The 22,741-nt window shown below is 47.3% G+C and carries 23 protein-coding genes and 3 pseudogenes; 8 read left to right on the forward strand and 18 right to left on the reverse strand.

Going from position 1 to position 22,741, the window contains the following annotated elements:
- Positions 1-115: 115 nt before the first annotated feature.
- Positions 116-676 (forward strand): hypothetical protein, encoded by a 561-nt coding sequence (locus ELR70_RS22975; protein WP_054014877.1) that lies wholly within the window; start codon positions 116-118, stop codon positions 674-676.
- 28 nt (positions 677-704) lie between these two features.
- On the opposite strand, the gene ELR70_RS22980 is transcribed toward ELR70_RS22975, so the two are convergent.
- From ELR70_RS22980 to ELR70_RS23035, 12 genes and pseudogenes are all read right to left on the reverse strand, one after another.
- A complete protein-coding gene (locus tag ELR70_RS22980; protein ID WP_054014878.1) occupies positions 705-1,028 on the reverse strand; it encodes a hypothetical protein in 324 nt (107 codons plus the stop codon).
- 2 nt (positions 1,029-1,030) lie between these two features.
- Positions 1,031-1,661 (reverse strand): annotated as a pseudogene (locus ELR70_RS22985) (hypothetical protein).
- A 68-nt stretch (positions 1,662-1,729) separates the two neighbouring features.
- Positions 1,730-2,418 (reverse strand): annotated as a pseudogene (locus ELR70_RS22990) (PspA/IM30 family protein).
- Positions 2,419-2,433: 15 nt separating this feature from the next.
- Positions 2,434-2,847 carry a DUF2170 family protein gene (locus ELR70_RS22995; RefSeq protein WP_046004856.1) on the reverse strand — a complete coding sequence of 138 codons (414 nt, stop codon included), beginning with the start codon at positions 2,845-2,847 and terminating at the stop codon, positions 2,434-2,436.
- Positions 2,848-2,927: 80 nt separating this feature from the next.
- Positions 2,928-4,619, reverse strand: a complete 1,692-nt coding sequence (locus ELR70_RS23000) for a polyamine aminopropyltransferase (protein WP_054014881.1) — start codon at positions 4,617-4,619, stop codon at positions 2,928-2,930.
- 48 nt (positions 4,620-4,667) lie between these two features.
- Positions 4,668-5,567 (reverse strand): DUF350 domain-containing protein, encoded by a 900-nt coding sequence (locus ELR70_RS23005; protein WP_054014882.1) that lies wholly within the window; start codon positions 5,565-5,567, stop codon positions 4,668-4,670.
- Positions 5,568-5,591: 24 nt separating this feature from the next.
- Positions 5,592-6,536, reverse strand: a complete 945-nt coding sequence (locus tag ELR70_RS23010; protein WP_054014883.1) for a hypothetical protein — start codon at positions 6,534-6,536, stop codon at positions 5,592-5,594.
- A gap of 290 nt (positions 6,537-6,826) precedes the next feature.
- Complete coding sequence (locus tag ELR70_RS23015; RefSeq protein WP_054014884.1) at positions 6,827-7,273, reverse strand: hypothetical protein; 447 nt, start codon at positions 7,271-7,273, stop codon at positions 6,827-6,829.
- Between the two features lie 91 nt (positions 7,274-7,364).
- Entirely contained in the window at positions 7,365-8,147 is a 783-nt protein-coding gene (locus ELR70_RS23020) for a sporulation protein (RefSeq protein WP_054014885.1), read from the reverse strand.
- Between the two features lie 433 nt (positions 8,148-8,580).
- Positions 8,581-10,230, reverse strand: a complete 1,650-nt coding sequence (groL, locus tag ELR70_RS23025) for a chaperonin GroEL (RefSeq protein ID WP_054014886.1) — start codon at positions 10,228-10,230, stop codon at positions 8,581-8,583.
- Positions 10,231-10,291: 61 nt separating this feature from the next.
- Complete coding sequence (locus ELR70_RS23030; protein ID WP_054014887.1) at positions 10,292-10,579, reverse strand: co-chaperone GroES; 288 nt, start codon at positions 10,577-10,579, stop codon at positions 10,292-10,294.
- A 165-nt stretch (positions 10,580-10,744) separates the two neighbouring features.
- Positions 10,745-11,251: an FxsA family protein gene (locus ELR70_RS23035; protein ID WP_054014888.1), complete on the reverse strand. Its 507-nt coding sequence runs from the start codon at positions 11,249-11,251 to the stop codon at positions 10,745-10,747.
- Positions 11,252-11,425: 174 nt separating this feature from the next.
- On the opposite strand from ELR70_RS23035, the gene cutA reads away from it, so the two are divergent.
- The 6 genes from cutA to ELR70_RS23065 all read left to right on the forward strand — a co-directional run bounded on the left by cutA (position 11,426) and on the right by ELR70_RS23065 (position 17,169).
- On the forward strand, positions 11,426-11,746 hold the full coding sequence (cutA, locus tag ELR70_RS23040) for a divalent-cation tolerance protein CutA (RefSeq protein WP_054014889.1): 321 nt from the start codon (positions 11,426-11,428) through the stop codon (positions 11,744-11,746).
- Entirely contained in the window at positions 11,746-13,575 is a 1,830-nt protein-coding gene (locus tag ELR70_RS23045; protein WP_054014890.1) for a protein-disulfide reductase DsbD, read from the forward strand. The genes cutA and ELR70_RS23045 overlap by 1 nt, the downstream gene beginning before the upstream one ends.
- Positions 13,576-13,811: 236 nt before the next feature.
- The gene (aroQ, locus tag ELR70_RS23050) at positions 13,812-14,273 is read left to right on the forward strand and encodes a type II 3-dehydroquinate dehydratase (protein ID WP_054014891.1); all 462 of its coding nucleotides are present in this window, start codon (positions 13,812-13,814) and stop codon (positions 14,271-14,273) included.
- A gap of 19 nt (positions 14,274-14,292) precedes the next feature.
- Positions 14,293-14,754 carry an acetyl-CoA carboxylase biotin carboxyl carrier protein gene (gene accB, locus ELR70_RS23055; protein WP_054014892.1) on the forward strand — a complete coding sequence of 154 codons (462 nt, stop codon included), beginning with the start codon at positions 14,293-14,295 and terminating at the stop codon, positions 14,752-14,754.
- A gap of 21 nt (positions 14,755-14,775) precedes the next feature.
- Complete coding sequence (gene accC / locus ELR70_RS23060; protein WP_054014893.1) at positions 14,776-16,116, forward strand: acetyl-CoA carboxylase biotin carboxylase subunit; 1,341 nt, start codon at positions 14,776-14,778, stop codon at positions 16,114-16,116.
- A 159-nt stretch (positions 16,117-16,275) separates the two neighbouring features.
- Positions 16,276-17,169, forward strand: a complete 894-nt coding sequence (locus ELR70_RS23065; RefSeq protein ID WP_054014894.1) for a DMT family transporter — start codon at positions 16,276-16,278, stop codon at positions 17,167-17,169.
- A gap of 11 nt (positions 17,170-17,180) precedes the next feature.
- On the opposite strand, the gene ELR70_RS23070 is transcribed toward ELR70_RS23065, so the two are convergent.
- From ELR70_RS23070 to ELR70_RS23085, 4 genes and pseudogenes are all read right to left on the reverse strand, one after another.
- Positions 17,181-17,687, reverse strand: a complete 507-nt coding sequence (locus ELR70_RS23070; RefSeq protein ID WP_054014895.1) for a DUF2489 domain-containing protein — start codon at positions 17,685-17,687, stop codon at positions 17,181-17,183.
- Between the two features lie 3 nt (positions 17,688-17,690).
- Positions 17,691-18,266, reverse strand: a complete 576-nt coding sequence (yihI, locus tag ELR70_RS23075) for a Der GTPase-activating protein YihI (RefSeq protein ID WP_054014896.1) — start codon at positions 18,264-18,266, stop codon at positions 17,691-17,693.
- Between the two features lie 22 nt (positions 18,267-18,288).
- Positions 18,289-18,938 (reverse strand): annotated as a pseudogene (locus tag ELR70_RS23080) (class I SAM-dependent methyltransferase).
- Between the two features lie 647 nt (positions 18,939-19,585).
- Positions 19,586-20,218 (reverse strand): c-type cytochrome, encoded by a 633-nt coding sequence (locus tag ELR70_RS23085; protein WP_054014898.1) that lies wholly within the window; start codon positions 20,216-20,218, stop codon positions 19,586-19,588.
- Positions 20,219-20,588: 370 nt separating this feature from the next.
- On the opposite strand from ELR70_RS23085, the gene yihA reads away from it, so the two are divergent.
- Complete coding sequence (yihA, locus tag ELR70_RS23090; RefSeq protein WP_054014899.1) at positions 20,589-21,236, forward strand: ribosome biogenesis GTP-binding protein YihA/YsxC; 648 nt, start codon at positions 20,589-20,591, stop codon at positions 21,234-21,236.
- 29 nt (positions 21,237-21,265) lie between these two features.
- On the opposite strand, the gene ELR70_RS23095 is transcribed toward yihA, so the two are convergent.
- Together ELR70_RS23095 and ELR70_RS23100 are read right to left on the reverse strand one after the other, a co-directional pair.
- Positions 21,266-21,796 carry a DUF1285 domain-containing protein gene (locus tag ELR70_RS23095; protein WP_054014900.1) on the reverse strand — a complete coding sequence of 177 codons (531 nt, stop codon included), beginning with the start codon at positions 21,794-21,796 and terminating at the stop codon, positions 21,266-21,268.
- A complete protein-coding gene (locus ELR70_RS23100; protein WP_054014901.1) occupies positions 21,789-22,352 on the reverse strand; it encodes a YceI family protein in 564 nt (187 codons plus the stop codon). The genes ELR70_RS23095 and ELR70_RS23100 overlap by 8 nt, the downstream gene beginning before the upstream one ends.
- Positions 22,353-22,741: the final 389 nt, after the last annotated feature.

The following is a 22,741-nucleotide window of genomic DNA, read 5'->3' on the forward strand; positions in this document are numbered from 1 at the left end:
AAATCACCATAGACATCCAAGCAAAACCACTATAATCAATCACTTAAAAATGGAATGTCCATTGCTTCATACCTTGCACTGTAACCAAGAACGATCAATATAAGGTAAACAAAGTATGATTACGCAACCACTCAGTCAGACGAGAAATATGTTTCTCGTTGCCGTTCTGCTACTTCAGACTGCTCAGCTCATTTGGGAACACTTCAACGGAGGAGTCGTCACTCATCATTTATTAATGCGTGCCGATCTACCGGGCATTTCAAACTGGTGGGGGTTACTCATCTTGCCTGCACTGGTATTGGTAACTGGTATGCATGTTCAGGCAAGGCTAACTGCGCATGCACAAGACGAAACCGCGCGCCTTAAAATCTGGAACAATGTACAATTGGGGTTTGGTATGTTGTTGCTGTTCAGTTTGTGCCAGGCAATCGTATTCAGCCTGGGCTTTCATACGCTGGCCAAATTCATGTTACTGGGGCTGTTGATCACCGCGCTGTTTATGCCACTTTATAGAATGGAGTGCATTTTGGGCTATGTTCTGGGCGCCAGTTTAACCTCAGGGCCCGCGATGCCCTTTGTCGGTGTGGTCTTGTTTGCAACGGTATCGGCTTTGTCTCATTTTGCGATAAAACCGGTGATTGCACGCGTTATTACCAGAAAACACATCACAAACTGATGAAGTAAGAAGCAGGGTGAGCACAGAGCTACCCCTGCGACTCGGTATAGCGATTGATCAGTAAACTGGCAACCTGCTGCTTCACTGCGCGCTTGTCGGTCGGGTCCACACCAAAACGTTGTGCCAGTAAGGCAATTTCTTCATCGGTGAGGTTAAACGATAACCGCTGCCGGGTCTTTTTGGATTTGACCTCTAAATCGAGGATTTTCCGAATCATATCCGACGGCGTGAGTTCTTCGTCAATAGCCTGCTTTTTAAGGCTTTTCTGAACCTCAGTGGTTAAATCAAACGCCATCTGGGTGGCACGCAACGCCCGTTCCTGACGTTGCCATTTAGCTTGTTTATCAGTCACTATCAGGCCCCGGGAAACAGATCAACAATGTCGCTAAGCGGTCGGGTTAAAACCAGAGATACGTCTGTCTCACCGCCATCCCAAATTTCAATATTGATACTGTGCTTTTCATCGGGAGATACCAGTTCAATCACTTCACAGATTTCACCGCTTTCATCCTGGTAACGTGGCAATGTGCCCCCGATAATCCTGCTCGTAATAATACGCCACATAAGGCGCCTCGCTTTGCTGGTAGTTTTGTCCCAGAAAACGCTCAAAGGCTGCCGGCCTGGTCTGTGTTTCAATTTCTGTCAGGGATTCTTCATCAAAAATCCGCGCAAATTCGTCGAGTGTGAATATCGCGTCCACATCACTGCGCTGGATCTTCACCGCAAAGTTAGCAAACTCTTTGCCGTCATCTTGGTCTATCTGTAAAAAGACCACTTTGCCTGATTCTGACTCAAGCACAAACTCATACTCAGCACTGTGCTGGTATTGATAGGTCTGTACCGCTGTAACTTTGAGCGTCTGACCTTTAAGCCAATCGGGGTAGGCAAAGGAATCTATCACTGTCAACATGTCCCCCACACGCAAGTCGCGGGCATGATTAAGCTGGCGCTCAGGGGTTTTCTTAGATTTGAAAAAACCAAACATAACTCACCTTTAAGAAAATAATAAAAGCAAAAAAGGAGGCCAGGCCTCCTTTTATCATTCAAGCCATATTATTTGGCTTGTTTTGCCTTAATGCGATCCAGAATATCATTGCTCTTTTGTGTGGCACCAATACCTGCTTCTGCCATTTTTGCTTTAAGATCCGCGCCTGTTTCAGCGGCTTCCAGCTCTTTGGCCGCGGCCAGTTGATCTTGTCTGTCCAGCTGCCGTTGCTTAATACGCTCCAGAGACTGACGTGCATTCACCATAGAAGACTCATTGGTGTTTAGCGTACTGTTTACCGCCATTGTCGCTTTTTGTACGCTCTCGGTGGTTTTAACCATAGTTAATTGACGCTGATTTTCTTTGATCGACTTTTCTGCATCCTTAACTTGCTGCTTAAGCAGAATCACATGCTTAGTAAAACCATCCAGCACTTGCTGATGCTCTTCTTTCTCTGTCTCAAATTCACCAATTTTTTCGGCAATTTCGACTGCCAGCGCTTCGTTACCCTGCTGTAACGCCTGGCCTGCGTAGTCTTCGTGCTCGGCAATGCTCTCTTCCAGGGCAGCCAGTTTGCGCTTAGTCTGCATCTCTTTCGCCATCACTTCGGTCAGGCTTTTTTGGCTTTCGCCAGGGCATTTTTGGCGTCGGCAATTTCCTGCTCAAAGATACGAATGCCATTAGCATCGACAATCGACTCACCCACTTCACGGGCGCCGCCACGTACAGCTGTAAATAATTTCTTTAAAATACTCATCTCACTACTCCACTATTAATCTTTTAAATACACAGTCACGGCGTCAAGTGCTTCGATGGCATTGTCTGCCAGTGTGACCAGTTCGTGCGTTATCTCATCGATGGAGGAGGAAACAGCCAGCGCGCCAAAAATAGCGTACTGTTCATCAATCTTAGCAAACGCACTCAAAGGGATAGGTACATTGAGTTTTAGCAAAGCTTCATTTAACTCGTTTAATAACTCAGGCTTGACTTCGTTTTCATTAAACAGGTAGCTAATACACACCAGCTGTTCTTCAGTTTGAGTCACAAAAATCGGTAATTCGTCATTTCCCTCAACAATCACTTGCAATACATCTTGCTCACCCTCATTGCTGATCAGAAAGGACTCGAAGTTAGCACCTTCCGTTTCAAACGATGCCAATTTGATTGATAGTTCATTTAATTCCATCTTTTTTTACCTTTTCGTTTTGACATATTATGTCTGAGTTAAGATTTGCATGTGCGACATAATATGTCAACACTATTGCGTTAATTTTTATACAACTCATCTTCCGTTTGCCATGCCTGGCGATAATAGTCGTACAGAACGCCAGAACCTAAGCGATTGACTTCAATATCTTTATTCTTATCAAAGAAACGTTTAGGAAACGTGAAAGAGGACAGTAAATATTTTTTGCTCACCCAGTTACTGGCAACCGGCAGGTACTCGGCTGATGCAATTCTTGCACTGGCAGGCTGACCGGTACGCGTTGCGATTGTCCATCCCCATTGCCCAAACGAAGGAATATTCTGCTGATACTGCTCTACATGCTCGAACCCGGCCTGTTTTACCGTTTTTGCGATACTGATAAAGGCACTTTTGGCATGGTAAGGTGATGTCGACTGAATAGCTAATGCCCCATCGGGTGCCAGCAATTGACGAACATGATTATAAAAATAATCACTGTAAAGTTTATTCAGATCCGGATGATTAGGGTCTGGCAGATCAATAATAATCGTATCGAATTGCTCACCGCGGTCGAGCATACTTTCGACTTCTAAAAAAGCGTCTGCCACAATCACGTCTGCTCTGGGGGAATTAAGCGCATCCTGATTGAGCCGCATCAGTTTGGACGTTATCTCTGGTCTTGCCTCAAAGACTTGACCCTGCAAACCAAATAACGACAGCAGCTGAGCATCCAGATCAATCAACGTCGCGCTTTGTACCGGCCACTTAAGCACATCACGCAATGCCAGGCCATCGCCACCACCAATGATCAGCACTTTATCATGGCGATTGGACGCCAGCATAGCCGGGTACACTAGCATAGTGTGATAGATTTGCTCGTCTACTGATGAAAACTGTAAGCGCCCATTTAAGAATAAATCATTGATAGGAGTCGCCTGTGTACGACTGAGGCGCTCTGTGATCACCACATGCTGATATTTGGTCGACTCGGAGTAAATCACTTTGTCTTTGTATAGCACATTGCTGAGGTCTTTCATCCATGCAGTGCCAAAGAGTAGTATCACGGTAAACACGCCCAGCAACAGGATATGACACATCAGCAAGAGCCTGGCAAAGCGTACATACGGATGATAACGCCACAAAAAAATCAGCCCCGCAACAATGTTAAACAACGCTGTCCAGGCAGCGGCCTGCATAATGGGCAGCGCCAGCATGATCATGACCCAAATCGCGGCGCCGACTCCCGCACCAATATAGTCTGCCCCATAAATAGTGCCGGCATTATTTTCTAAAAAGCGGCCATAGACCTGCTGACGAATACGGGCGATCAAGGGAATTTCCATACCGATCAGTATCCCCAGAATTAAGCCAAATACATACGGCAAAAAGCGGGCAAACTCTTGTAACTGCTGGAGCGGCCTACCCTCAAGCAAACTATCGGGTGGCAGGTTGTAGAGACTGGAGAGAGTGTGCGGTAAAGTGTAGGTCAATGCGATAATGCTGGCGATGATCAAAATGCTGCTCATCCCCAGTAAGGCAATCAGACTTTCCAGCCAGGCAAATGCTGTGAATGGGTCTTTAAACCAGCGTGCTAAAAAAGCGCCAATTCCCATTGCCACTATCATAGTGCCTATCATGGCATAAATGGCGCTTTCGACTGAGCCAAGCACCCTACCGGCATAGTGAGAGAGTAAATATTCATAGATCAGGCCACAGCCAGCTAAAATGGCCATCACACCGATCAGTAAAACATCGTGACCAAACAGCGACATGCTGCCGGTCACTTTAGGTTGATTAGGGGGTACAGATACGCTCAAGAATTACGCACCCAGCAAGGTTGCCATGGTAACACCGACCGCAAAGGACACCGCTGCAGAAATGGTTGCCACACCAATATTCTTCTGACGATTCACTTCATCAGAAATATCAGTACCGGCCAGAATAATCTTGATCATCACCAGATGTAACAGTGCGAACAAAACGATACTACCCAGCGCGGCAATACTCCAGTACGTCAGGCTACTGATCATATTGTCGGCCACATACGGTGCCAGGCCAGACGCGGCAGTCAATGCCAATGCTGCACCAATAAGAAACCCGGCATAGCGAATACCGACCGCCACATTGTTGTCCACAATGGCCTGTTGCAAACAGTCACCATTGCGATTGGTACGTTTGAACAATTGTACCCGGTATTGGCTTACCAGCAGCATGCACACGTTGCCTATAACAAAGGCAGCAACCACGATAGGTAACCCATACCAGCCTTCCGTCAGTACCCACAGCAGTGCTGAGCGGATAACAATGGCAACGCTGACCACATGGCCAAAGTCAATCAAAGCCGATGTGATGTTGCCTTTAAGAATTTCACTGTGTAAATCCACCTTGCGCAGCGCCACTTTGTCCTGAAAAAAGTGCCCCAGTTTGATCAACACAATCCCCACGGCGCCATAGCCTGCCATTTGCAGGGCTTCCTGAGTCAGTGTACTTGCGAAAGCACCGCTGGTTATCCCCGTCAGTACAATGGCAAGCCCGGTCAAACCACCGGCAAAGCTTAGACCAAAAGCAAAGTTGTCCCGCTCAGTAATTTCGTCATTGGCGTGCAGGTTTGACACCCACCCCTTGATATATTTTAAGCTCACAAACAGGGCAATGATCACCGCCATATCGATGAGAAGTGCCTGAAATGTCCAGGCAGTTAATCCGTTAAATTGATACATGTATTAACTCCGCTATCTGATGCACTACTTGCCCCGGCTAACGCCGCGAGAGGTCCGGTTTGAACTATTGCGAATTGAGCCTGATCCCGATTTTGCTCTCGAGTAGCTGCTTCGCGATACTGATGAGGGGGTGTGACTGGCACGACTGAGACCAGAAGCGCCCGGCTTTCTTTTTGCATAGGGGCTAGTGAACTGCTTACCCTGGCGCTGATAAGACTGCCGGGTACGCTGCTCAACGGTATTCTGGCGCTTGTAGCCCTGATAACTGGTGTATCGTTTTCGGCCATAATCGCTGTAGTAGCTATATTTTCGACGCTTACTCCAACTGCTATATTCCACGTCTCCCACCAAATCACCAAGCATTCTGTACATGCCATACCACATCCAAAAGCTGGTGCCATTGGAGCTGGTCTGCCACTCACCATAATTGGCGTTGCCAACCAATTGGTTACCCACTGTTTGCTGACCATTATTAGCAGCCAACTCTGCGGACTGACTGACAGCACCGACCCGGGCTAATGTGCCATTGGACATGTCGGCAAGCACATTGATGGGATCAGTCAGTGCATCGTTGAATAAGCTCACAGAGGCCGCCTCTTTGAGCAGTACTGCTTGTTCAATGATGTCATCACTGCTCATACCTGGCTGAGGGGATTTGAGCGCCTGATAGCGGGTCAGTAAATTTTGATATAGAGGACCGGCACTGGTTGCATCCTGTGCGATCAATTGAGCAATGTTGCTCAATTGTGGATTCTGCTGACTCAGGACATTGCCATACTCGGTTAAGAGATTGGCATTGCGCACTTGTTTTTTATCAAGTGCATCACCTAAGGTGTTGATGGCCCTTGAGGCGTCCTGAAGTGTGTAAGTAATCGTTTGCTGAGTACGTTCTTCTTTCGATTCACACCCCAACATTAAACACATTACACAGAGCAGACTTATCAGTTTCCAAACTTTAAAATCGGACATTCACTGTCACCTGATCTACCTTGATATGAATTCAGATTTTCTATTCTACATAATTGCGGTGGATAACCAAGCGCCAATATTTAACTCACTTCATAAAATTCAAAAAATAAAGGTACACAGGTTGAAGCCTGTATGTGCAGACATACAGAACCATTGAAATAAAAATGATGTTTAAATGAGATAGAGGTACTTGTGCAAAAAAGATGGTATTAACAATTAATTTAAGAATAATCACACTGTGAAGAAAAATGGACAGATTTATTCTGCCCATAAATACGCAGATACAAAGGTTAGAAAGTCACCAGTACTTCAACATCATCACCTTCATATAATGCTGTGTAATTGATGATTGCGGGCTTTTGACCACCAGGGCTCATCATACTGGCGCTGCACCATATTTTTTGTAAACTGACGTCCTGAGAGGACTGCGCGATATCTGAGTACCTCAGGTCCTGCTGTTCTATCGCTTCGTCGACCGCATCGAGCACTTTTGCCAAATCTGCCGAGCGCCCTTTCACTTCAACAGCTCGCTCGTAAGTGATTTCGCCTGCTTTGCCAGCCTGAGTTAGCATCACATTAAACAACTGAGATTTTGCCTCTTCTTTTACGATGTCATGAACCAATTCCATGACATCATCATCGTCGCATTGCGGCAGCTCTGTGGAGGGTTCTTCACTACCACATGCAGTAAGTAGCAATAAGGCTGGGATCGTTACCAAAGAAGTGAGTGCTTTCATTATCGTCCTTATAATTATCTATAGAGTAGTCAAGTGCCTGCGGTATAACTGCCATGTTGTATACCGCGGGCCTGGCAATAAAACCTGAGTTTTAACAGTTATCCTCAAGCAGGTCATAAATCAGATCTTCAAGGTCCTCTAGATTATCTTCGTCGATAACCAGGCGGGCTTTCGATTCATCTAAATCGAGTGCCTCGGCAAAAAATCCTCTGAGACCCCGAGCTTTGCGGTCAATTTCAAAAATAACCTCCAGCTGATTGCCCCGATTGAAAAAGACAATCTCTACTTCGTCGAAGCGACCATGAAATTCGCCGGCAATGGTTTTGAACTCCAGCTCCTGTACGAATGGCAGGCGAGAGAAAGAAGCCTCTTCAATGCCTTCACAGTCTGATTCATACAATTTGAAACCCAGTTCTTCCATGCTATCGATAACGGCTTGTTGCAGGTCGGTTGGCACAACACGGATATAATCACGGTCGGACTTATCCAACGCCATGTCGATATCCAGATTAGTGGCAATCCAGGTTTGAGACTCGCCGACTGTGATAGGCGTTTCCAGGTCTAAATCAAATGCAAAGGGAATATGTTTTTCATCACCCGGCTCAATAGTAAAACGCTCATTAATACGAAATTTGGCCAAAGTATGTTGCTTAGTGACAGTTTCCGACTCACCTTCACTGTTTTCTCTTTCAACGGTGTAAGTACACATCACTTTGAGATCGATTTTGTTGATCTCCTGAGCGACTTTGCCGCCGTTAATTTTAACTGTGCCGGAAATTTCCTCGCCAGGTGCAACCTGGTGATGGTCTAACAATGTGTCTACTTTTGCTGCGCCAATACCAACTGCGCCAAGTGCTTTTTTGAAAAAAGACATATTCATCCTTATTAATTTTACTACCCTCAATCTTTGAAGGTTTTCATGGTCGATTATAGAAAAGAATATAAACGCGTCAATCGCTTTTTCTTTGCAAATATCTGACGATAATAATACAAAACCAAGAAGCTCACTGCATTGAGAATATATTTACCAAAACAAATATACACCAACAGTGAGCCCCTAACTTTTTTAAGTACTAAGGTGAGAAGAAAACCCCACATAAATATGATTATATTTATACATCCCTTTTAAATTAAATAGATTTACATCTATTAAAAAAGATATATCGCACAAACCTGATGCTCGATTTCTCCAGCACAAACAACACCAGCGACTCCATCACCCATTCCCTTTGCTAAACTTTTTATACACACAAAATGAAAAACCCGGCAAAGCCGGGTTTTTCAAAACGTTAAGTGCTGGGAAATGATTACATCATGCCGCCCATACCACCCATGCCGCCCATGCCGCCCATGTCAGGGGCACCCGCTGCTTCTTCCTTCGGAATTTCAGCAACCATGGCTTCTGTGGTGATCATCAGGCCAGCAACAGACGCTGCGAACTGCAGTGCAGAGCGTGTTACTTTAGTTGGGTCAAGGATACCCATTTCGATCATGTCGTCATACTGACCATTCGCTGCGTTGTAACCATAGTTACCTTCGCCGCCTTTCACTGCATTAACAACCACAGATGCTTCGTCACCCGCGTTTGATACGATTTGACGTAGCGGTGCTTCCATCGCGCGTAGCGCAACTTTAATACCGTGGTTCTGATCTTCGTTGTCGCCTGTCAGTGATTCAATCTTGCTCGCAACGCGAACCAGTGCAACACCACCACCAGGTACCACGCCTTCTTCAACCGCAGCACGTGTTGCGTGCAGGGCGTCTTCAACGCGGTCTTTCTTCTCTTTCATTTCAACTTCGGTTGCCGCACCGACTTTGATCACTGCAACACCGCCGGCCAGTTTAGCCATACGCTCTTGTAGTTTCTCTTTGTCGTAATCTGAAGTCGCTTCTTCAATTTGTGCTTTGATTTGCGCAACGCGACCATCAATGCCTTCCTGCTCGCCCGCACCATCAATGATAGTGGTGTCATCTTTAGTGATAACAACGCGCTTCGCAGTACCCAGGTCTTCAACCGTTGCTTTTTCAAGCTCCAGACCAATCTCTTCAGAGATAACTGTACCGCCAGTCAGGATAGCAATATCCTGTAGCATTGCTTTACGACGGTCGCCAAAACCTGGCGCCTTAACCGCTGCAACTTTTACGATGCCGCGCATGTTGTTCACAACCAGAGTCGCCAGCGCTTCGCCTTCAAGGTCTTCAGCGATGATCAACAGAGGCTTGCTGGTTTTGGCAACCGCTTCCAGAGTTGGCAGCAATTCACGGATGTTAGATACTTTTTTGTCAACCAACAGGATGTGTGGGTTGTCCAATTCAACCTGGCCTTTTTCAGCATTGTTGATGAAGTAAGGAGACAGGTAACCGCGGTCAAACTGCATACCTTCAACAACGTCTAATTCGTTCTGTAGTGACTGGCCTTCTTCTACAGTGATAACACCAGATTCGCGACCTACTTTTTCCATTGCTTCTGCAATGATGTCACCAATTTCTTTGTCAGAGTTTGCAGAGATAGTACCTACCTGAGCAATCGCTTTAGCGTCTGAACAAGGAACAGATAGCGCTTTTAGCTCTTCAACCGCTGCAATCACGGCCTTGTCGATACCACGCTTCAGATCCATCGGGTTCATACCCGCAGCCACTGACTTAAGACCTTCGTTCACGATAGCTTGTGCCAGTACCGTTGCAGTCGTAGTACCGTCACCCGCCGCATCATTTGCTTTAGACGCCACTTCTTTCACCATTTGTGCGCCCATATTCTCGAACTTGTCTTCCAGTTCGATCTCTTTTGCAACAGATACACCATCTTTAGTGATGGTAGGGGCACCGAATGACTTATCCAGTACTACGTTACGGCCTTTTGGACCCAAAGTTACTTTTACTGCGTCTGCCAGTACGTTTACGCCTTTAAGCATTTTTGTGCGGGCATCGCCTGCAAAACGAACTTCTTTAGCTGCCATGATATTTATTCCTCTAAATTCTTTTCGATTAATCGTTAAATGTTGAGTGCGACGACCAGGCTTATTCTACGATGCCCAGGATGTTATCTTCGCGCATGATCAGGTATTCCTGACCTTCGATTTTTTCTGTTTTCTCAACGTACGAGCCGAACAAGACTGTGTCGCCCGCTTTAACTTGTAATGCTCTCACTTCACCATTGTCCAACACGCGGCCGTTGCCTACTGCAATCACTTCACCACGGGTTGATTTTTCAGCAGCAGAACCAGTTAAAACGATACCGCCAGCAGACTTAGTTTCTTCTTCAAGACGCTTAACAATAACGCGATCATGTAAAGGACGAATGTTCATGTGTTTAGTTCTCCTAACAGTTTCTGAACAATGACAGAATACATAGTGTAAGATGTTTGCCCGCTCAAACTTAATTGTTTACAAGGGGCTAACTAATTAATTTCTAAGTTGCTTCACTTAATGGGGATGGGCAAAACAAAATCCAAGCATTTTTTTCAATTTTTTTTAGTCCTTGCGCTTAAACTCGCCTTCTAACGTGGTATTCCCCTCATCACGCTGCGATTGACCATGACCAGATGGGCGACCAGCAAACGGGTCGAACTGCTGCTCTTGTTGCTGTGTGGTGTGTTGGCTGAACATACCACCGCTTTGCACCTGCACAGTGGCACGTTGCAGCAGCGCTTTGGCTAATTTTTGGCGAATGGCCGGCGTGAGCAGCATAAAGCCCAGCACATCGGTCATGATCCCCGGCGTCATCAGTAATACACCGGCAATGATCACGCAAATACCGGCAAACAGATCGCTGGCGGGTAACTGGCCACGTGCCATTTGTTGTTGTACGTTGGCGTAGGCACCCAGACCTTGTTGTTTGACCAGGCGTGCCCCAAACACCGCGGTCAGGATCACCAGTGCCAGGGTGGCAAACCCGCCGATGACTTCACTGACTTGTAGTAACAGGGCTATTTCAGCGATGGGAATAACAATAAAGAGTAGAAAAAGGACTTTAAACATAAGATCTCCAAAATAACTGAAATAGATGTATGGGTCCTCGGGTCTTATTTCAAGCCCGCGCATCAGGCACGGCAAAGCACACGACCAATGCGCTGAAAGTAAAGGTGAAGCGCTTGGGATAGACCGCGTGTTTGGTTACACTAGAGCAAATTTAGCTCAAGTGAAAGGATAACCATGACGACGCCTTACCGATTGGTCTTGACCACCTGCGGCACTCATACGCAGGCCCGAGACATTGCCAGGCACCTGGTGGCAAATAAACAGGCAGCCTGTGTGAACATTTTGCCAAACGTTGAGTCCATCTATGTGTGGCAGGGCGAGGTCACTCAGGACAGCGAGTGCAAATTAATGATTAAAACGCATGTTGACTTGGTCGAGGCTGTCATTGAGACCATTCACCGTTTGCACCAATACGATGTCCCTGAAATTCAGGTCATCGAAGTCTGTGCTGGATCGCGGGACTATTTTAACTGGATTGATGAGGTACTGAATTAATGCGAATGCTGACGCGCTTTTTACCCAGCGGCATACTGGCCGTTTTGACCGCACTGTTGATGCTGATAAGCACCAGCAGCCAGGCGGCAGGCAATGCCACTGTGCTCGATAGCTTGCTCGCTCCCAAGCAGCAAACGTTTTTACCCGTCGAAGAAGCGTTTAAGTTCGACTTCGACCAGCAGGGAAAAGTGCTGTTTACCGGCTGGGATATTGCGCCCGGCTACTACTTATATAAGAAGAAACTGGAGATCATTGCCAAAGGGGCAGACATTTCAGTGCCCGAATACGCGCAGGGTGAAATGATCGAAGATGAATTTTTTGGCAAAACCGAAGTTTACTTTGATCAGTTTGCCGTGATCTCCCGACTCAGTAACATCACCGACGGTGCAGTAGTCAAAATTCGCTATCAGGGCTGTGCCGAAGCCGGGTTGTGTTACCCGCCCGAAGTGATCACTGTGCCTTTAACTGTGCTCGTCAGTGGCGGCGATGCTGATGCAACCCCACCCGCCAAAGCAACCAGCCAGCCTGAGGCTAACCCCGCTAACGGCGAGGACTTGAGCTTCACGGAGCGACTGGCTCAGCAATCATTGCTCACCAACCTGGCGGTGTTTTTTGCGGTGGGCGTGGGCCTGGCGTTTACGCCGTGTGTTTTCCCGATGTTTCCTATTCTGTCGAGCCTGATTGCCGGTCAACAACATCTGTCGACCAAAAAAGCCTTTAGTCTGTCTTTTGTTTATGTACAGGGCATGGCCGTGACGTATGCCGCGCTTGGCTTAGTGGTGGCCTATTTTGGTGGTCAGGTGCAGGGCTACCTGCAACACCCGGCGGTACTGATAAGCTTTAGTTTATTGTTTGTGTTACTGGCCTTTGCCATGTTTGGTTGGTACGAAATCAAACTACCCAGCGGTATGATGAACAAGCTTACCGAGATCAGCAACCAACAAAGTGGCGGCAATTATATTGGCGTATTCTCTATGGGCGTTTTATCCGGCCTGATCGCTTCACCTTGCACCACTGCGCCATTATCGGCCGCGCTGTTATATGTCGCCCAAAGTGGTGACTTTATGGTCGGTGGCCTGACTCTGTACGCGCTGAGCTTAGGCATGGGCCTGCCGTTGCTGCTGCTTGGTACCTCAGGTGGTAAGTTACTGCCCAAAGCCGGTGGCTGGATGGAGCAGGTTAAAACCCTGTTTGGCTTTGTTATGCTGTTTGTACCGCTTATTCTGCTGGAGCGGATCCTGGACTTTAATATCATTCTGGGACTGGCGTCGGTACTGGCAGTGGCAACCGCTCTGTATTTACATCACTGGCAAAGTGGTCAGTCACAAGGTAAAGGCAAAACCCTGCTCTGGGCGATGGCAACCAGCTTATTCGTAGTAGGCCTAATGACTGCCAGAAGCGTGGTTTTCCCTCCCCCTGAAACAGCCCAGGTGAGTGCGGCAAATCAAGAGTCCAAACAAGGCTTCAGACTGCTGGACGACCTGGCTGCACTGAATGTGGCAGTCGAGCAAGCTAATAGCAATGGTAAAATCGCCATGGTGGATCTGTATGCCGAGTGGTGTGTGGCCTGTAAGGAGTTTGAGAAATATACTTTTCCCACCGAACAAGTACAAACCCAGTTTGCTTATTTCGATACTCTGAAACTCGACCTGACCGAAAGTAACGACACCACCATAGAGATCATGGAAGCGTTTACGGTTTTCGGTCTGCCCAGCATTTTGTTCTTTGATGCACAGGGTAATGAGATCCCCGAACTGCGCGTAACCGGATTCCTGGGTGCCGACGAGTTCGCCGCTCACTTAGAAAAAGTACGCCAACACGTCCTGTAACCTGCTTTTTAGCGAGCGAATCGCTCCCCACGACACAGAGGCCTGAAGATTTGCCTCTGTGTCTCGTCTCTTCCTATGCTGATTAGACCAGTATTTTGCTGCTATTTACCTTGAACTCTCTATAATAGTTCGCGAACGTGAGAAATATTTGCTATTTACTGTGCATACGCTTAAGTTAACAAGGTCTTTTTCGAAAAAAGTGGCTTTGTTTTCTAAATAAAGGAATTTCACGCATTATGTCTACAAATTTGAAGATTTTAGTCCTGAATGGCCCAAACCTGAACATGCTGGGCCGACGTGAGCCGGACAAGTACGGCACCCGGACCTTAAAAGACATCATGCAGAGCCTGACGCAAAGCGCGGTAAATTACGATGTTGAGCTAAGTCACTTTCAGAGCAATAGCGAAGCAGAGCTGATTGAGCATATTCATGCTCAATATGATCGTGTTGATTGCATCATCTTCAACCCAGCCGCTTTTACACATACCAGTATTGCTTTGCGAGATGCCCTACTAAGCGTCAGCATCCCGTTTTATGAAGTGCATTTATCAAATGTCTATGCACGCGAGCCCTTTCGCCATAAGTCCTACTTTTCGGACGTGGCGCAAGGCGTAATATGTGGATTAGGTGCGCTTGGCTACGAAGCGGCATTAATGGCCGCCGTAGCCAAGCTGCGCAAACAAGATAACTCAAATTAACTAACAGGCGGGTCAAGTTATGGATATTCGCAAGATCAAGAAACTTATCGAATTAGTAGAAGAATCAGGCATTGCAGAGCTGGAAATCACCGAGGGTGAAGAGTCGGTACGCATCAATCGTCACAGCAGCGCACCAGTTATTGCTCAGCCACAGCAGTACTCTGTACCAACAGCAGCGCCAGCCCCAGTTGCAGCCCCTGCGGCGGCACCAGCAGCTGAAGCACCGGCTGCAAGCAACACACCAGCTGGTCATCAGGTTAAGTCACCTATGGTTGGTACTTTCTACTCGGCGTCTTCTCCTACAGCTGCGGCATACGTTGAAGTTGGCGCAAAAGTCAACGTAGGCGATACACTGTGTATCGTTGAAGCGATGAAGATGATGAACCAAATCGAATCCGACAAAGCCGGTGTTGTAAAGGCGATCCTGGTTGAGAATGGCGATGCGGTTGAGTTCGATCAACCTCTGTTCATCATCGAATAATGCCCCTGGAAGGTTAACACTATGCTAGATAAAGTAGTCATTGCAAACCGAGGCGAAATTGCGCTTCGCGTATTGCGTGCCTGCAAGGAGCTGGGGATTAAAACGGTTGCAGTGCATTCAACTGCCGATCGTGACCTCAAACACGTGCTACTTGCAGACGAAACCATTTGTATCGGTAAACCCGCTGCCAGCGAAAGCTACCTGGATATTCCACGCATCATCGCTGCGGCAGAGGTAACCGATGCGGTTGCTATTCACCCAGGCTACGGCTTTCTGTCTGAAAATGCCGATTTTGCTGATCAGGTTGAGCAAAGCGGCTTTATCTTTATCGGTCCAAAAGGCGACACCATTCGTCTGATGGGTGATAAAGTGTCGGCCATTGAAGCAATGCGTAAAGCTGGCGTGCCTTGTGTACCTGGCTCTGACGGCCCGCTGACTGAAGATAATGAACGAAACGTACAAATCGCTAAACGCATTGGTTACCCGGTAATCATCAAAGCCGCCGGTGGCGGTGGTGGTCGCGGTATGCGTGTTGTACGCTCTGAAGAAGAGCTACTTGACTCAATCGCACTGACGCAGACAGAAGCACAGCAATTCTTTGGTAATGGCATGGTATACATGGAGAAATTCCTTGAAAACCCACGTCATATCGAAGTACAAGTCTTAGCAGACGGACAAGGTAATGCCATCCATCTGGGCGAGCGTGACTGTTCAATGCAGCGCCGTCACCAGAAAGTGGTAGAAGAAGCGCCTGCACCGGGTATTACCGCAGAAATGCGTAAGTTCATTGGTGATCGCTGTACGCGTGCCTGTATCGAGATCGGTTACCGTGGTGCCGGTACGTTTGAATTCTTGTATGAAAATGGTGAATTCTACTTCATTGAGATGAACACCCGTATTCAGGTAGAGCATCCGGTGACTGAAATGGTGACTGGCGTTGACCTCATCAAAGAGCAGCTGAAAATTGCCGCGGGTCAACCGCTGTCTATCACTCAGGATGATGTTGTGATCCGTGGCCATGCCATTGAATGTCGTATCAATGCCGAAGATCCGGAAAGTTTTATTCCGTCTCCAGGCAAGATCACGCGCTTCCACCCAGCAGGTGGTTTGGGCATTCGCTGGGACAGCCATATCTATGCTGACTACACAGTACCACCGCATTACGACTCGATGATCGGCAAGCTGATCACTTACGGTGAAAACCGTGATGTGGCCATTGCCCGTGCACGTAACGCCCTGAATGAACTTGTGATTGACGGTATTAAAACCAATACCCCGCTGCACAAGAAAATTCTGGCGGACGAAAACTTCCAAAATGGTGGTACCAATATCCACTACCTGGAAAAGAAACTGGGCCTGTAAGCCCGTCTACGCAGGGGATGTCATTCCCCTGCGTTAATCTGATCTACCTCCCTGTGTAGACACTTTCAGAACTCACTGCATATTTTTCATTGCATCCAGACGCCACTTCCGTCACTTTAATCACCTGATCTACAGACTGGCTCAGTAGAAGAGAAGATGATGACTTTATCCAGTTTTTTACGTTTGATCTGTTTGGCTGCAATCTGGGGCGGTTCATTTTTGTTTATGCGTATTGCCGCGCCGACCTTTGGACCGGCTTACTTGATCGAATTTCGAGTGAGCTTTGCCGCACTTGCTTTGCTCGTGACAGCCTTGTACCTGAAGCGATCTCTGCATTTTCGCGCCCACGCCCGGCACTATTTTATTTTGGGATTACTCAATACAGCGCTACCTTTCGTACTCTTTGCCTATGCGGCGCAAACCCTAACAGTCTCTATGCTGGCAATTTTAAACGCTACGGCTGCCATTTGGGGTGCTTTGATCGCTTTTTTCTGGCACCGAACGCCTCTTTCAGTGAAGTCTCTGATCGGCATGGTGCTGGGGATATTTGGCGTGATCATCTTGGTTGGCTGGGACCAGACCCTTGTCTCAGAAAAGCTGACTTGGCCGGTCCTGGCGGGGGTACTTGCTGCTGTCAGTTACGGTGTTGCGAGCAATTATGCTAAAAATGCACCCCAGATCCCCGCGTTTGATAATGCACATGGCAGCATGTGGGCAGCCGTCCTTTGGCTACTGCCGCTGCTCCCTTTCATACCCATGCGGGCAGTGCCGGATAGCACAGAAATCTCTGCCGTTATTGCACTGGGCGTGATCTGTACTGGCATTGCTTACTTATTGTATTTTAGATTAATTTCAGACGTAGGTGCGGCTTCTGCGCTATCGGTCACATTCTTAATCCCCCTGTTTGGGATTGTCTGGGGCTATCTGATATTAGACGAGCAGGTTGGACTCAATACATTGGGCGGGATGGTGCTGGTATTAACGGGTACTATGCTGGTGACGGGCTTTTCACCCGCCACCTTACAAACTGGGCGTACTGTGCGCACCCAGTAGATCATACATGGCTACTGAAAAACCACGTTTTCGCTGCCTGGCAGCGGCTTAAAGCGACTCAGTAGCTTTTCACAGTCTTCCAGGATCTGTGCTTCAAGACGCTCTTCAGCGCGCCAGCGCTGCGCATCCATTTTATAGATCTCTTTCTTACTGTATTTTTTGCGTGCGTCATGGGTCGGCATTTCTTTGACTTCCTCGTACATCTCATGCACACCCGGATAACTCTGGCTCAGCTCGATTTCCTCATCAAAGCTGTATTGAGACATCAGCACCCATACCCGCAAACAGCCTTCAGAGTACTCACACTGCTTCTGCTGCATCGCTTTGGCTATCAGATTGATACTATCGGACAGCTTGGCATTTCGTTCCTCACGAGACCGTGCCAGCTTCTCTTTTTGCTCCTGCTGCAATTTTGCTATCGTGTCTTTCTGAACTTTCAACTGCCACAGCAGCTTGCCGGCGTAAAATGCCAGACCGGCGATGATCAACGCGCCTACCACAATCGCGGCTATCCACATAGTTTAACGCTCCTCGTCTTCGTCTGTTAACCACTCATTCGCCAGATCATTACTCATCCACTGATCCAGCTCGTCTTCCTGCGGCATATCAGCTTCTTCGAACTCATCATCAATGCCCAGTAACTCACATAACTCCTGATGGCGTGCCACCGACTTATTGAAGTACTTGGCATCTTTGCCCGTTAATAGCTCACCACGCTCATGACGCTCTAACAGCGCCATCAGACGCTCATCATTTTCCAGTTGGCGCAGTTCTTCTTCCGGCGTTAATGTCACCGGCGCGACCTTTTTCAGCTCCACCTGAGGTTTGAGGTCACGATTGAGCTTAGGCTCGCTGGCCTGCTGTGGCTGAGGTACCAGCGCAACTGGCTTTTTACTGCCCGCACGCGGATCCTTCTTGCTGCCAGAAGTCTTACTCTCTTCTACTTTGGCTTCTTGTGCATTACGTGAGCCCGGCTTTTTACCTTTGTGCTTTTTGTTGCGCTGCTCTTTGAGCGCTCTCAGTTCCTGAAGTTTCTCTTTACTCAGCCTCGGTGTGCCAATGTTGCCCACCTTACGGGATTTCTTCTTTCTCGTCATACTAGTCTTTACTCATTCTGTACTATCGCTTAGTCAAAATGATGACATCATTGCCTATCACTTCGACCTGGGTATTAAATTGCTCTGCAATGTAGGCAAACGTCTCACGACTAAAAAACGCGATATGGGTTTGGTCGTTTTTATAGTGCCAGTTTGCAAAACGTACTGGATCTATTACCAGCTTAGTCATTAATGCCAATGGTGCGCCAGGCTTGAGCATGGCCAGCAACTGGTGCAGCACTTTACCAGGCTGGCCCAGGTGTTCTATCACTTCACTACAAGTAATAAAGTCATACTGCTGTTCCAGCACTTTGGGATCATTGGCATAGTATAAATCATATAGCGCCATCCGATGGCCGGCCTCGGTTAGCATTTTGGCTAACAGGGGGCCTGGACCACAGCCAAAATCCAGTCCTGATTGAGCCACCGGTAAACGCTCACACAGCGGTTCAGCCAAGCGAGATAGAAAGCGCCGATAGCCGGGATCCATCAGATCATTTTCATGACTGTCATAAATGGCTTTTTCCTGCTCAGCGCTTAATCGCTGCTCGGGGAGACAAATACCAGCTTGCAGCGCTGACACTGCCAGTAGTCTCTGAATTTGTCCTGATGGTAGTGCGTCAGTGAGTCGCCTTCACAAAGGCCGCAACGCCATGACTGTGGATTTTGCAACTGAGATAAACCGAAATGCCTTAAAGGCCGTATTGTAACAGCAATCAATTAGTGAACAAATATGCATACACAAATAAAAAAGCGGCAGAGATTGCTCTCTACCGCTTACTAATCTGAGCGTCACAAACTGGACACTTCTCCCTTCGACTTTTAAGTCTTTATTATTTTTATTGTGGTATCTTCCGTTTTGTTTTTGTTGTCACTTCCGTGAACACTTTCCATATTGTTATTGTTATCAAACTTCCAATGCATTTTTTATTTTCGGTCTTCCTGACACTTTCTTGGTCATCCTGTGTATTCAAAGAGAATACCGAGTCTTGCCACCGACGCTTCCGTTACGTATTGTCCCTGTTTTTGTATTATCTGGCGACAACGAATAATCTACGCCGATCTGAAACAGTTACAACTAAACAATAACAAAATTATTACCTGAATATTTTAGAACAACATTAAACCAATTTTATTACAATAGGTTACAACTGAACGCAGGATGAAATTAAGTCAAGTCCTACACACTTCATAAGCATATATCCTACATCAACATTGAGATATATCTCACAAAGTGAGATCAAAAAAAGGCAGCCTTGTTGCTGCCTTTTTTACAATACCCAGAGTTTACACTGGGTATGCTTTGTATCTATACGACTTTAGTGTAGGCCACCTAAGTATTTAGATAATACTTCGATGTCTTTATCCGTCAGTTTCTTCGCGATGTCACCCATCATGCCGTTTGGATCGTTGTTACGATCGCCGCTACGGAACTTTTCAAGCTGCGCCTTGATGTATTCAGGGTGCTGGAATGAAATTTTCGGGAACTTAGACAGAGACGTACCGTTACCACGTGGACCGTGACACGCAGCACAAGACGGGATACCACGCTCAGCATCACCGGCTTTATATAGTTTTTGCCCAGCTTCAACCACATCTTCAGGAGTAGTACCTGACGACATTGGTAAAGACGCAAAATAAGCAGCCAAGTCTTTCATATCTTGATCCGATAAAGGCATAGCCATGCCACTCATCACAGGATCCATACGACCTTCTTTACCACCCGACGTCATGCCAAGCTTAAACTCTTGCAGCTGCTTGTAGATGTAATCCGCATGTTGGCCAGCGATTTTCGGATACATAGTAACAGGAGCATTGCCATCCGGACCGTGACACGCCGCACAGGTTGCTGCCTTTGCTTTACCGGCTTGCGCATCGCCATCAAATGCCGCGACGTTGCTGGCTGACAAGGACCCTAGCAACATAGTTAAAGTTAATGCTATTTTTTTCATGGTAAATTCTCTGTTTCCGACCCTGTAATTTTGACCCCAGCCGAAAAAGCCTCGTTTCTTTTACTGCGTGGGCAAATCTTATTTGAGACCGACTGACCAAGCTTGCTAATTGTGCACTAATTGGCACCGACAAAGTCAACGGGCTCGAGTTTTACGTTGCAATTGCTACATTCTACACGATATTAATTTCTCTGGCACGTTTTCTGCTCACATTAAGCCCATAAATTATAGGGATTTGACCTGGATTAAGTTTCCCCTTAAGGACATAGCGTAAAAACTCACCCAAGGTGAAGATTTTATCGGCTTTTGCTTTAGCAACCAAGTATAATAAAATAGACAATAATGAGATCAACCCCCTTGAGGAGTCGAAGTGCTAAAATCCCGCATGCCGTATAATCGTGCTCAGTTTGTGACGAGTGCCCCAGATATTTCCCGATTACCCGCCGATACCGGCATTGAAGTCGCGTTTGCCGGACGCTCCAATGCGGGAAAATCCAGTGCGCTAAACGCCCTGACTGATCAGAAGCTGGCACGGACCAGTAAAACGCCGGGCCGTACTCAGCTCATCAATACCTTCTCACTCGATGATGATAATCGCCTGATCGATTTACCCGGGTACGGCTTTGCAAAAGTGCCGCTGGAAATGAAAAAGAAATGGCAGAAATCACTGGGCGAATACTTACAAAAGCGTCAGAGCCTCAAAGGTATTGTGGTGCTGATGGACATTCGTCATCCGCTCAAAGACCTGGATATGGATTTGATCAACTGGGCTGCTGGCAGTGACATTCCTGTACTGGCACTGTTAACCAAGGCCGACAAGTTAAAGCAAGGCAAGCGCAAAGCAGAGGTACTTCAGGTGCGTAAAGCACTGGCTGAACTCAACGCCGATATTACTGTTCACGCGTTTTCTTCTTTAAAAGGATTCGGTCTTAAAGAGCTGGCCTGGCAGCTGGATGACTGGTTCCTAGGACCATACGTCAAAGAAGAAGCAGAGCAAGACACGCCTGCTGCTGAGTAATAGACTTCAGGCTGCGCCCCAGGCGTAGCCTATCCAATCACAAATGACGAATTCGCCGACATCAACACAAACTCGTCACCCCGAGACTGCGCCAACTCAGCCCACTGATAATAGACCGAACGGCTAATTCGTGCCGATAAGCCATAATTGAGCATCAAATACGGGACTGACTGACCTTGGTAGGATTTAAGCACCAAGGGAAACTCGCTGCAAACAGGCCACAACCGGCCCAAATTATCCTGGACGATTAAAGTGGTCGACAAGCCCAACGTAGGTGCCAGGTTACAATACTGCCAGCTTACAATCATAAAGGGACTATCTGCGACTTTTACCGGACACGTCTCGGCGGGTGATTTTAGCAGATACTGGCCCTGCTCATAACACAACACACTGGCGAACAGCCTGACCAGTCCTTCTCGATTGATCGGTGCCCCCTCGTGAAACCAGCGACCCTGTGCGTCAATTTCAAACGCGCCAACCCCACATTCATCGGCATGCCAGCGCCCAGTGGGCGCATGCTGCGTCACATAATGCGAGATCAGCGCATCAATATTACTCACTGAACACCAAGTTGAAAGTAACAGGTACGGCGGTTGCAATAGTATTCAGACCAGCAACTTTACGCAGTGCTTCAATCCCCGCATCCAGGCCGAAATCACGACTATTGATCAGCACAGCGCGCAGTGGTGTCACCTGAAGTTGCTGATTAGCTTTGTTCACCACCAGGTCCACGTTCAATGTGGCAACCTGACCATGCAGTGCCAGCGTAACAGGCACCTTTTGGATAATTTGAACACCCGGTTTTAGCGACTTGAGATACTGACTCACATTAGCGGTGATTTTAGCCTCTGGGAATTTAGTCACCTCAAACAGCATCTTTTGCATGCGTTCATTACGAATGGGGATCAGGCTTTCAACGCTGCTCAGATCCAGTCTTAGATCCAGTTCACCGGCCTTATTTATGGTGCCAGACAACTGTTTAAAGTGATGATTTTCAGCAACACTGCCCGCTTTAATAGAGGTAAAACTCACATCGCTATGTGCGGTGTCTAATTGCCACGCCTGAGCAAACTGCGCCGACAGGCCAAGGATTGAAAAAAGAAAGGGTTTAAGCATGACGTATTCCTTGAAAATGAAAGTCGTCATCTTAACTGTATCCCGTAAGCAGATGCAACGACATGGCACCTAATACTGGCCTTATAGCGCAATCAGAAAATGGCTTATATTGAAAGATTAATTGACAGGAAAAACCGGCTCGCACCATTCACATTGCGAGCCGTTATAGCAATCTGGGGAGAAGCTATCAATACACTGTATCTTCACAAGGAGAGATACATCATCAACAGGATGTCCTACAGGAAGAGGACGCGCGCACTGTAGCAAATCACTTAGGGGAAATAAACAGCCAAAAGCAAGTTATGCGCCAATTTGATATTTTTTAAACATCAGATTGCGCATTTTTACCTCTGAGTTACACAAGATACATTTGCAGGGCCCGCCATTAC

Source organism: Pseudoalteromonas sp. R3 (assembly GCF_004014715.1).
GTDB lineage: Bacteria > Pseudomonadota > Gammaproteobacteria > Enterobacterales > Alteromonadaceae > Pseudoalteromonas.

Excerpts from the sequence above, each read along its gene's own strand:
- ELR70_RS22975 (WP_054014877.1), top strand. The coding sequence starts at position 116 with ATGATTACGCAACCACTCAGTCAGACGAGAAATATGTTTCTCGTTGCC.
- ELR70_RS22995 (WP_046004856.1), bottom strand. The coding sequence starts at position 2,847 with ATGGAATTAAATGAACTATCAATCAAATTGGCATCGTTTGAAACGGAA.
- ELR70_RS23000 (WP_054014881.1), bottom strand. The coding sequence starts at position 4,619 with ATGTCGCTGTTTGGTCACGATGTTTTACTGATCGGTGTGATGGCCATT.
- ELR70_RS23005 (WP_054014882.1), bottom strand. The coding sequence starts at position 5,567 with ATGTATCAATTTAACGGATTAACTGCCTGGACATTTCAGGCACTTCTC.
- ELR70_RS23010 (WP_054014883.1), bottom strand. The coding sequence starts at position 6,536 with ATGTCCGATTTTAAAGTTTGGAAACTGATAAGTCTGCTCTGTGTAATG.
- ELR70_RS23015 (WP_054014884.1), bottom strand. The coding sequence starts at position 7,273 with ATGAAAGCACTCACTTCTTTGGTAACGATCCCAGCCTTATTGCTACTT.
- ELR70_RS23020 (WP_054014885.1), bottom strand. The coding sequence starts at position 8,147 with ATGTCTTTTTTCAAAAAAGCACTTGGCGCAGTTGGTATTGGCGCAGCA.
- groL (WP_054014886.1), bottom strand. The coding sequence starts at position 10,230 with ATGGCAGCTAAAGAAGTTCGTTTTGCAGGCGATGCCCGCACAAAAATG.
- ELR70_RS23030 (WP_054014887.1), bottom strand. The coding sequence starts at position 10,579 with ATGAACATTCGTCCTTTACATGATCGCGTTATTGTTAAGCGTCTTGAA.
- ELR70_RS23035 (WP_054014888.1), bottom strand. The coding sequence starts at position 11,251 with ATGTTTAAAGTCCTTTTTCTACTCTTTATTGTTATTCCCATCGCTGAA.
- cutA (WP_054014889.1), top strand. The coding sequence starts at position 11,426 with ATGACGACGCCTTACCGATTGGTCTTGACCACCTGCGGCACTCATACG.
- ELR70_RS23045 (WP_054014890.1), top strand. The coding sequence starts at position 11,746 with ATGCGAATGCTGACGCGCTTTTTACCCAGCGGCATACTGGCCGTTTTG.
- aroQ (WP_054014891.1), top strand. The coding sequence starts at position 13,812 with ATGTCTACAAATTTGAAGATTTTAGTCCTGAATGGCCCAAACCTGAAC.
- accB (WP_054014892.1), top strand. The coding sequence starts at position 14,293 with ATGGATATTCGCAAGATCAAGAAACTTATCGAATTAGTAGAAGAATCA.
- accC (WP_054014893.1), top strand. The coding sequence starts at position 14,776 with ATGCTAGATAAAGTAGTCATTGCAAACCGAGGCGAAATTGCGCTTCGC.
- ELR70_RS23065 (WP_054014894.1), top strand. The coding sequence starts at position 16,276 with ATGACTTTATCCAGTTTTTTACGTTTGATCTGTTTGGCTGCAATCTGG.
- ELR70_RS23070 (WP_054014895.1), bottom strand. The coding sequence starts at position 17,687 with ATGTGGATAGCCGCGATTGTGGTAGGCGCGTTGATCATCGCCGGTCTG.
- yihI (WP_054014896.1), bottom strand. The coding sequence starts at position 18,266 with ATGACGAGAAAGAAGAAATCCCGTAAGGTGGGCAACATTGGCACACCG.
- ELR70_RS23085 (WP_054014898.1), bottom strand. The coding sequence starts at position 20,218 with ATGAAAAAAATAGCATTAACTTTAACTATGTTGCTAGGGTCCTTGTCA.
- ELR70_RS23100 (WP_054014901.1), bottom strand. The coding sequence starts at position 22,352 with ATGCTTAAACCCTTTCTTTTTTCAATCCTTGGCCTGTCGGCGCAGTTT.